Below are 10,258 nucleotides of genomic sequence, written 5' to 3'. Positions count from 1 at the left end.
AGACCCAAGAGAAATTAACAAAAATGTAAACGGCTCCGAAAAAATAGTGGCCTAGAAACTTGTAATTTATTAGAGTATATGGAAAAACTTATAAAACCTACTTTCAAGAAAGCTTCTCCTGACGATTTTTTTAAAAAAATGCAAAAGGAAGTGCAGGAAAATATCCTTAAAAACCCACATATACAGACCGGGAATATTATAAAATCATTCTTCTTGTTAGCGGGTTATTTGGGGAGCTATGTAGGTATATTAGTTTTTGGAAACACAACAGGGTGGCTTTTTTTCTTTTATATCCTAGCCGGACTCTTCATGATCGTGTTGTTTGTTAACGCTTTCCACGACGCTGCGCATAATGCGGTATTTAGGAATCCAAAGCATAATAAATGGTTTACCTATGTGCTGGAGCTATTTGGAAGCAATAGTTTTATATGGAAAAAGAGACACTTGGTTTTGCACCACCCCTATGCAAATATACCGAATTGGGATGTCGATATTAAACAAAGTGATATGGTGCGTATCTTTCCTACAAGCCCCTTTTTTAATTACCATAAATATCAACATATTTATATGTGGTTGCTGTATCCCTTTTATACCTTAAACTGGCTTTTTATAAGAGATTTCAAAGACTTTTTTGGTACAAAAGACAATTACTTGAAGCGCGTTGTTACGATACCTACCATTGAGTACGTCAAGTTGTTCGCCTGTAAGTTATTTAACCTTTTTTATCTCCTGGCTATACCGATGATGGTTTTACACCAGCCTTGGTACATGATTTTGCTGGCTTGGTTTGTTATGCACTTATCGGGCAGTGCTTTAGGGGTGGTAGCCTTACTGTCTACCCATGTGGATGAGCACGCCCATTTTCCTATGCCTCCTGAGGATGGCAAAATGCAAACAACTTGGGCAGAACATCAAATGCGCGTGACAAAAGATTTCAGTGCAGACAGTGCCGTGGCGAATTTTTTGTTTGGTGGATTTACGCATCATGTTGCCCACCACTTATTTCCGGGGGTGGCCCATACTTATTACCCTTATATAACGAAGGTTATTCGTAAATATGCTGCGGAATATAATCTTCCATATCACTGTTATCCCTTTTGGAAAGCAGTGGCCTCACATTTCCGCTTGTTACAGAAAAACGCGAAAGAAGAAAACTTATTTAGAACAGGGGAGTTATAGAAAGAAAAACATGCTAAAATTAGTCACCCTTACGGCACTGATAGGATTCCTATCTTGTGGCAATACAGTTAATAATCGTGTCAGCAAGAAAGCCGAAGCTACTATTGAGCGAATTCATACGGATTTAGACAAATTAATTAACCAAGGTACAGACGTAGAAGTTCTTGCGGAAGGATTTACCTGGGTAGAGGGACCGTTGTGGGTAGGTGATGCCGAAATGCTGCTGTTTTCTGACATACCGCAGAACAAGGTGTTTAAATGGACAGAACAAGGTGGTTTAGAGCTCTATTTAGAACCTGCCGGCTATACAGGAGAGAAAGCCCGAGGTGGCGAAATGGGATCAAATGGTTTGCTATTGGATCGGAAGGGAAACCTGGTTCTTTGCCAGCACGGCGACAGAAGGGTTGTCCGCATGCAATCTTTATTAAGCCATCCCGAAGCAAAATTCGAAACACTCGCCGCAAAATGGGAAGGAAAAAGGCTAAACAGTCCAAATGATATCGCGGAGCGAAGTAACGGCGACCTTTTCTTTACCGACCCGCCTTATGGGTTAAACGACCAAAACATAGAACAGCGCGAATTAGATTTTTGTGGCGTATATAAAATAGACAGTTTGGGAAGACTAAGCCTATTGATTGATACCATCAATAGGCCGAATGGAATCGCTTTTAGTCCAAAGCAAAATCGCTTATATGTAGGTAATTCGGATAATCAAAAGCCGATGCTTTATGCCTTTGACATTACGCCCGAGGATTCTTTAAAGTCTGCCGGCGTTGTTTTCGACTTCAGCGAGTTTGGCGGCGGACCAGACGGTTTTAAGTTAGATAAGGATGGAAACATCTTCGCCAGCGGTCCGGGCGGCATATGGATTTTTAATAGCTCATATGAGTTAATCGGAAAGATTAAGATAAAACAGGCTGTTTCCAACTGTTGTTTGGCCGATGATGACAAAACCCTGTACATCACGGCCAGTAATCAGCTGCTCCGCTTGCGCATGCGGTAGTATAAACTTTTAATTTTTTTAATACGACCTTTAGTGTGGTGTGGGAACCATAAAATTAACATCTATGTCCATTTTATCTCCAGATCAGATTTACGGCGATTTATTTAAGGAAGTACAGTTACAGCGTATATTCGAAGACAACAAGACCTTTGCAGATGCCGTTCCGAAAGAGGCCCCCGAAAAGATAGTTCAGCAATATCAACTTCAAAGGCAGCATCCCGGTTTTTCCCTATTACGCTTTGTGCGGGAACATTTTGAGCTACCTAAACCTTATGACACCCAGTATTATAGCGACACCAATACACCGATCGTAGAACACTTGGAGAAGCTGTGGAATGTCTTAAAGCGAGCGCCCAATCAGGAGGTTTTGGGTAGTTCGCTGCTAGCGCTTCCCTTTCCTTATATTGTTCCCGGAGGGCGCTTCGACGAAATTTACTATTGGGATTCTTATTTCACCATGCTGGGTTTACAGGAAAGCGGAGAATATGAGATGATTGAGAATATGATAAAGAACTTCGCTTTTATGATCGACCGTTACGGGCATATTCCCAATGGCAATAGAAGTTACTTTTTAAGTAGATCACAACCACCTTATTTTTCCCTTATGCTGGAGCTGCTGGCCGAAATAAAAGGGGAGGACGTATACCTCGACTATTTGGGGCCACTCTTAAAGGAATACGCCTACTGGATGGATAAAACGCAAAAGGCTAAGCATGTGGTCGAGATGTCAGAAGGACAATTCTTGAATCGGTATTACGACCAGCTGAACATCGAAAGGCAGGAGTCTTACTACGAAGATGCCCATCTGGCGGTTTTGGCCGAAAAGAAGGAGTCGCGGCTGTTCAGAGACATCCGTTCGGGAGCGGAGAGTGGCTGGGACTTTAGCTCGAGATGGATGCAAGACGGAAAAGAATTGCATACCATAGAAACCACGCGTATTATACCGATCGATTTGAATTGCCTTTTATACCATTTGGAAAAAACAATTGAAAAGGCATATCGACTGATGGGCAATAAAGCGAGCGCCAATAAATACCGCTTAATTGCCAAGAACAGAAAGCAAACGATCCATCAATATTGTTTTAATAAGCGCGACGGCTGGTATTACGATTATAATATCCGAACCAAGGCCTTGTCGAAAGAGTTGACGATAGCCGGTTTTACCCCCTTCTTCATCGGGATTGCGCCGCAAAAGGAAATTAAAAAGGCGGTTGATATTATCCGAAAAAAATTCCTAAAAAGCGGGGGTATCATTACTTCGCTAAAAGTGTCAGGTGAACAATGGGATGCACCCAACGGTTGGGCTCCGATGCAATGGACGGTTATAAAAGGATTGCGAAATTACAACCAATTTGAACTGGCGGCCAACATTGCAAAAAGGTGGATCGCCTTAAATACCAAAGTTTACCAACAAACAGGGAAGATGATGGAAAAGTACAACGTCATTGATCCAAGTGTAGAGGCGGGCGGAGGCGAATACCCTGCACAGGACGGTTTCGGGTGGAGCAACGGCGTCCTGCTAAAACTCATAAAGATGTACGGAGAGTTTTGATTAAGCAATTAAGCTTTATCTTTGTTGCAAACTTGAAGAATGGACTGGAAACAACTACTTTCTGCGAAACGTTGGGGATATGAGCATCGCGAAATAAAAAATCAGGATATAGCAAGATCGGAGTTTCAACGCGATTACGATCGTTTGATATTTTCTTCACCGTTTAGAAGGCTTCAGAATAAAACGCAGGTATTCCCTTTGCCGGGGAGCGTTTTCGTACATAACCGGCTTACGCATAGCTTAGAAGTGGCCAGCGTTGGCCGTTCGCTCGGGCGGATTTTCTATACAAAGAAAAAAGAGGCATTTCCTAATTTAGACGAAGATTATCCTTATTTGCAGGAAATAGGTAATATCGTTTCGAGTGCATGCTTGGCACATGATATGGGTAATCCCGCTTTTGGGCACTCGGGCGAATCGGCCATTTCCCATTACTTTTTAAGCGGAGACGGTTTAAAGTATAAAGAACAGGTCACAGAAGCCGAATGGCACGATCTGACACATTTTGAAGGAAACGCTAACGCATTACGTATTCTAACGCACCAATTTAACGGCAAGGAAGCCGGAGGATTTGCATTAACCTATAGTACCCTGGCTGCTATTGTGAAATACCCCTGTGCAGCTATTGACGGAAATATCAAAGGGGCAGGACTGCACCGAAAAAAATACGGTTATTTTCAACCGGAGCAAGATTCCTTTCTTAAAATTGCCACTGAACTTGGCATGGAGCGGGATGCGAATTATCAGCATGTTTATAAACGGCATCCCCTGGTTTATTTAGTAGAAGCGGCCGATGATATTTGTTATAATATCATCGACATTGAAGATGCCCATCGCTTGAGCATACTGTCGCCCGCCGAGGTGGAAGAGCTATTGATACCCTTAACAAACGATGTTGACATCAAAAAGCGCTTAGCCGATATTAATGATATCGATAGCCGCGTAAGCCTGTTAAGGGCAAAGGCCATTAGTACCTTAATTCAAGAATGTTCCAACGTTTTTCTTTCAAAAGAAGAAGCCGTTTTATCCGGCGATTTTGAGTCGTCGCTTATGGACAATATTTCGAATCATTTGAGGGAGGTGATGAAAACCATCGAGCGCATATCTATTGATAAAATTTATAATGCGCCCGCCGTTGTTCAAATTGAGGTTGCGGGCTACAAGGTGATGAGCGGCTTATTGGAAGAGTTTGTTCCCGCCTATCTTCAAAACGCTTCGTCCTATGATAAAAAGGTAGTGGCCCTTATACCGAATCAATATAAACGTACCGAAACCAGTACCTATGGGAAAATCCGGTCGGTGTTGGACTTCGTCTCCAGTATGACGGATTTATATGCGGTAGAGTTGTTCAGGAAGATCAAAGGTATTTCTTTTCCTTCGCTTGATTAAACCCAGCATACGCATTAGCTCATGAACTGCAATGAAATGCTCCTTTACATCCATTTCAATAGCTCATTCACCATACCTCGGTATGCCTCATTCCCTATTTCATGCCTGCTTTGGATCATTCCCTTTCGTTTTAATTCCTAACGCGTAATCTGGGTTAAACCTATATCGACACTTTCAGCTGGACGCCATGCAGTAGTCGCCGCGCCAACGTTACCTTCCTTTGCTGTTATATTTGAATTCGGGAATAACAAGCTTTTTACCTAATTTTGCAACTCATGAGAAAAAGAATTCCACAAGAAAAAAAGCTGTTGGCAAATATCGAAGTTGTTGATATTGCAGAAGAGGGAAAGGGCGTTGGAAAGACCGATGACTTAGTTATTTTTATCGAAAAGGCGGTGCCAGGCGATATCGTGGACGTCGAGCTTGTTCGTAAGAAGAAGAATTTTGCAGAAGCGAAGATTACGAAAATTAAACAAGAATCGGCGAGCAGAATCGAGGCTTTTTGTCCCCATTTTGGAATATGCGGAGGATGTAAGTGGCAGCACATGGATTACCAAGCGCAATTGCTTTTCAAGCAAAAGAGTGTGGACAATGCCTTAAGTCGTATCGGAAAGGTAGATACGTCCTCCATGGAGGATATTCTTCCTTCCAATCAGACCACTTACTATAGGAACAAGCTTGAATACACTTTCTCAAATAAGCGTTGGTTGACTGCTGAAGATGTGGCAAGCGCGGAAGAACACGAGATGAATGCGCTCGGCTTTCATGTTCCGTTGCGATTTGATAAGATTTTAAAGGTAGAACATTGTTATTTGCAAAAGGATCCGTCGAATGCAATTCGGAACGAGTTGAACGCCTTTGCGCTTGAGCAAGGCATCAGCTATTACGATCTTCGAAATCATGCCGGAGCGCTTCGGAATTTGATGATTCGGACCGCGACCACGGGCGATCTGATGGTTGTTGTTGTATTTGCTTACCCTACGGAAGAGCAGATCGTACAAGTGATGGAGTTTCTGAAAGAAAGGTTTCCGGAAATCAGCTCCCTGCAGTACATTGTCAATCAGAAAAAGAACGATACGATTTTTGATCAGGAAATTTTGACCTATGCTGGAAAAGACCACATTTTTGAGGAAATGGGCCTGCCAAATCGCAGCGAACGGCTCCGGTTTAAAATTGGTGCCAAATCTTTTTATCAAACAAACTCCGAACAGGCTTATGAGCTCTATCGTATTACCAAAGAGTTCGCGGATTTGAAGGGAAATGAGTTGGTGTACGATTTATATACAGGCGCAGGTACCATCGCTAATTTTGTTGCGCTGGACGCAAAGCAAGTGATCGGAATAGAGTATGTACCCAGTGCTATTGAGGACGCAAAATTAAATTCCAAAATAAACGGCATAGAAAACACCTTGTTTTTTGCGGGCGATATGAAAGATGTCTTGACAGCCGACTTTATGGCGACGCACGGTAAACCGGACTTGGTCATAACCGACCCACCCCGCGCAGGAATGCATCCCGATGTAGTGGCAAGGCTGTTAGCGCTGGAGGCACCACGAATGGTTTATGTAAGTTGTAACGCTGCTACGCAGGCGAGGGATTTGGCATTGTTGAACGAAAAATACGAAGTAAAGCGAATTAAACCGGTGGACATGTTTCCGCATACGCAACATGTGGAAAACGTGGTTTTATTGGAACTAAAAAGTTTTACGTTATAAGTTCTACGTTTTAAGTTTTGCGTCTTATAACGTAGAACATAAAACTCATAACTAAAGAGATGGATTTAGAAGAATTATTAGCTGCGCAAGCTGGGGACGACGGTCAGAACCCGAAAAAAGACAGCCCCTTAAAAAGCTTAAAAGTTGACCTCGATTTTTATAAGGATTCTATACAAGAAGTGGCCATTGAAGTAATGGCCGAAGGGCTTTCCCAGTACCCCATCTTTATAGCGCATCAACATCAAGTCAGTCTCGGTGAGCTAATACTAGATCGGGATGAGTTGGGTACGCAGTGGACCATACAGGCATCAACGCTCGAGGAATTTGTTGAGAAAGGGGTCATTTTAAAATCAAAAAAGGAGCTTTTTATAAAAAATTATAAGAAGCCCGAAGATTTTATGTGCCTGTTTGTGATAGTACCGGAGGGGGCCAATTTTGTTTTTTATCCCTATAAAGAAAAAGAAGTCAATCAATAAAGTCGGGAAGCATACTTCCCGGCACTGAAATGAGTGGACGAGGAAGCTATAAAGCTGCCAGGCGATTCTAATAGCCAAAAGCCTAAAATAATTCGTATATTCGCCAATCATCACTAAAGGGGTGCCTTGTTTTTAAAAAACACAAATCAGGGCTGAGATTATACCCATCGGAAAAGGGCGTTACGCGCCGACTTTTCTGAGCACCTGATCCGGATAATGCCGGCGTAGGGAGGGAAGAATTACCAATGAGGTTATTATTTATGTATAGTAGCAATGCTGTTGTAACCCCTGTCAACGGTAAGTTGAATTAAAAAAAATTAGATCGTGAAAAAAAGAGGCTTGCTTTTTAGTTTGGCAGTATTCAGCCCTGTTTTCCTGTGGGCACAGAACAATTTGTCCATCAAAGTTGTCGACGAACAAGAGAACAAACCCCTTGCCGGCGCCAGCGTTTCTATCGTAGGCTCGTTGGCAACGGCACAGACCAATAGACAGGGGGCCATCTTGTTCAAAAACGTAAAAGACGGAGATTACACCGTCCGGGTCAGTTATATGGGATATAAGCCGGTCGAAAAGAGGCTGGTTCTGAATTCAAATGAGGAACTTACCGTGTCGTTAAGCGTCCAAGAGTTCGTTGCCGATGAGGTTATCGTTAATGCGACAAGAGCCAACGCGCATGCAGCAACGACGTATAAAAACCTGAATCGCCGCGACATCGAAAAGAATAATTTGGGACAGGATCTGCCTTATCTGCTCGATCAAACGCCCGGTGTTGTCACCTATTCTGATGCGGGAGCAGGAGTTGGATATACCGGATTGCGTATCCGCGGAAGTGACCCTACCCGAGTGAATGTGACACTTAACGGAATCCCTTACAACGATGCGGAAAGTATGGGTTCTTTTTTTGTTAACCTTCCTGATTTTGCCTCTTCCGTCGACAATATACAGATCCAACGGGGAGTGGGCACGTCTACCAATGGAGCAGGAGCTTTTGGCGCCAGTATCAATATTCAAACGAATACGCGTACCGATACCGCTTATGCCGAATTAGACAATTCTTTCGGTTCGTTCAATACTTGGAAAAATACCGTGCGAATCGGTACCGGTTTAATTGATAATAAATTCACCTTCGATGGCCGTCTTTCTCGCATTAAATCAGATGGTTTTGTTGACCGGGGCGCTTCAGACCTAAAGTCTTTCTTTTTAAGCGGAGCTTGGTATGGGAAGAATAGTTTATTGCGCGCTAACGTCTTTTCTGGCAAAGAAAAGACCTATCAGGCCTGGAACGGCGTGCCCGAGGAGAAGCTGTTTGGTACAGCGGAAGATGTAGAAGGGTATATCGCTGCAAATGGATTGGGGGGGGCAGATGCAGAAAATATAAGACAATCTGACCCGAGGCGTTATAACTCTTTTCTGTATAAAAACCAAAACGATAATTATCAACAAGATCACTATCAGCTTTTATATGCTGCTAATCCATCAGAAAACCTCACCTTAAATGCGGCCTTACATTACACAAGAGGACGGGGCTATTACGAAGAATATAGGGCGGGGGAGGACTACAGCGGTTATGGATTGGAACCGGTGATAGTAGGCGATCAGACTATTTCCTCAACAGACCTGGTGCGTGAACGATGGCTGTCCAACCATTTTTATGGTTTGACCTATTCTGCTCAATATAAAGCCAATGATCGGTTAAACCTGACACTGGGAGGCGCTTATAATGAGTACAAGGGAGACCATTTTGGTGATGTTACCTGGTCGAGATATCCACTTTTTGAAGCGAGCGCCCATGAAATGCATGCCGGTGAGTTTGATACGCGTTATCGGTATTATTTTAATGATGCCAAGAAAACGGATTTTAATGTTTTCGCCAAAGGAGAGTATCAAGCGGGGAACATTTCACTTTTTGGGGATGTACAGTATAGGAGGGTTACTTATTCTTTCCTCGGATTCGACAGAAACTTAAACAATGTGCAACAAGAAGCGGACCTCAACTTTTTTAATCCGAAAGTGGGGATAACCTATCAATTTGCCGACAATAGTCAGGCTTACCTATCCTACGCTATTGGGAACAAAGAACCGGTGCGCGACGATTATGAAAACTCTACGCCAGATAGCAGACCAAAAGCCGAGCGGATGCAGGACATCGAGCTCGGATATCGCTTGTCAACAGCACGGTTCCACGCAGGGGTCAATGGTTACGCCATGCTATATAAAAATCAGCTTATTTTAACGGGACAGATTAATGATGTCGGCGCGCAGACCCGAATGAATGTTCCGGACAGCTATCGACTGGGGGTAGAGGCCGACCTTAAGTGGCAGCCGCTTCGCCATTTTTCCTGGGCATTGACGGGCGCGCTAAGCAGCAATAAGATCAAAGATTTTTATGAGTATATTAACATTTATGACGCTGAATGGAATGTAGCGGATCAGCAGATAAACCATTACAAAAGCACCAATATAGCACTTTCGCCTTCTTTTGTTGGATCAAGTGAATTAGCTTTTATTCCCATTAAAAACGGGGAGCTTGCCTTTATATCCAAATATGTTTCGAGGCAATACCTGGACAATACATCCGATAAAGAGAGAAGCTTAGATGCCTTTTTCGTTAATAACCTCCGACTCAGCTATCAAATGAAGTTTAAAGGGGTAAAGAACATCGGCCTTTCGCTGTTGATTAATAATATCTTTAACGAAGCCTACGAATCAAATGGCTATACCTACAGTTCAATTTATCAAGGAGATCCAACGGTATATACTTCGAATTTCTACTTCCCACAAGCGGGAACGAACTTCCTGCTTGGACTTAATGTTAAGTTTTAAGGGTTGGAAGGTTTGAGGCGTAAGGCGTGAGGGGTAAGGTATAACTGTCTTGTCCTGATATAGGTTGACAGTTTATTATTTACAAACTGACAAGCATGATGGCGAAATTACAGAGAATGACCGT

Annotated in this window: 7 protein-coding genes and 1 riboswitch; all 7 genes read left to right on the top strand. The window is 43.0% G+C overall.

Going from position 1 to position 10,258, the window contains the following annotated elements:
* The first annotated feature begins 78 nt into the window (after positions 1 to 78).
* The 7 genes from EPX21_RS06180 (at position 79) to EPX21_RS06150 (ending at position 10,134) form a co-directional block, all read left to right on the top strand.
* A complete protein-coding gene (locus EPX21_RS06180; protein ID WP_134088796.1) occupies positions 79 to 1,179 on the top strand; it encodes a fatty acid desaturase in 1,101 nt (366 codons plus the stop codon).
* A 10-nt stretch (positions 1,180 to 1,189) separates the two neighbouring features.
* Positions 1,190 to 2,182, top strand: coding sequence for an SMP-30/gluconolactonase/LRE family protein (locus EPX21_RS06175; RefSeq protein ID WP_166670691.1), 993 nt, complete (start codon positions 1,190 to 1,192; stop codon positions 2,180 to 2,182).
* A gap of 64 nt (positions 2,183 to 2,246) precedes the next feature.
* A complete protein-coding gene (treF, locus tag EPX21_RS06170) occupies positions 2,247 to 3,734 on the top strand; it encodes an alpha,alpha-trehalase TreF (RefSeq protein WP_134088794.1) in 1,488 nt (495 codons plus the stop codon).
* A gap of 39 nt (positions 3,735 to 3,773) precedes the next feature.
* On the top strand, positions 3,774 to 5,120 hold the full coding sequence (locus tag EPX21_RS06165) for a deoxyguanosinetriphosphate triphosphohydrolase (RefSeq protein WP_134088793.1): 1,347 nt from the start codon (positions 3,774 to 3,776) through the stop codon (positions 5,118 to 5,120).
* A 275-nt stretch (positions 5,121 to 5,395) separates the two neighbouring features.
* Positions 5,396 to 6,835, top strand: a complete 1,440-nt coding sequence (rlmD, locus tag EPX21_RS06160) for a 23S rRNA (uracil(1939)-C(5))-methyltransferase RlmD (RefSeq protein WP_134088792.1) — start codon at positions 5,396 to 5,398, stop codon at positions 6,833 to 6,835.
* Between the two features lie 59 nt (positions 6,836 to 6,894).
* Complete coding sequence (locus tag EPX21_RS06155; protein ID WP_134088791.1) at positions 6,895 to 7,311, top strand: hypothetical protein; 417 nt, start codon at positions 6,895 to 6,897, stop codon at positions 7,309 to 7,311.
* A 107-nt stretch (positions 7,312 to 7,418) separates the two neighbouring features.
* Positions 7,419 to 7,561, top strand: a riboswitch (TPP riboswitch).
* A 74-nt stretch (positions 7,562 to 7,635) separates the two neighbouring features.
* A complete protein-coding gene (locus tag EPX21_RS06150) occupies positions 7,636 to 10,134 on the top strand; it encodes a TonB-dependent receptor (RefSeq protein WP_166670690.1) in 2,499 nt (832 codons plus the stop codon).
* Positions 10,135 to 10,258 lie beyond the last annotated feature (124 nt).

The sequence above is a fragment of the Olivibacter sp. XZL3 genome (assembly GCF_004368405.1).
Classification (GTDB): Bacteria; Bacteroidota; Bacteroidia; order Sphingobacteriales; family Sphingobacteriaceae; genus Olivibacter.
The sequence above is the reverse complement of the archived record's forward strand: the minus strand, read 5'-3'. Positions and strand labels throughout refer to the sequence as shown.

Coding starts and splice junctions, on each gene's coding strand:
- EPX21_RS06180 (WP_134088796.1), top strand. CDS start 79: ATGGAAAAACTTATAAAACCTACTTTCAAGAAAGCTTCTCCTGACGAT.
- EPX21_RS06175 (WP_166670691.1), top strand. CDS start 1,190: ATGCTAAAATTAGTCACCCTTACGGCACTGATAGGATTCCTATCTTGT.
- treF (WP_134088794.1), top strand. CDS start 2,247: ATGTCCATTTTATCTCCAGATCAGATTTACGGCGATTTATTTAAGGAA.
- EPX21_RS06165 (WP_134088793.1), top strand. CDS start 3,774: ATGGACTGGAAACAACTACTTTCTGCGAAACGTTGGGGATATGAGCAT.
- rlmD (WP_134088792.1), top strand. CDS start 5,396: ATGAGAAAAAGAATTCCACAAGAAAAAAAGCTGTTGGCAAATATCGAA.
- EPX21_RS06155 (WP_134088791.1), top strand. CDS start 6,895: ATGGATTTAGAAGAATTATTAGCTGCGCAAGCTGGGGACGACGGTCAG.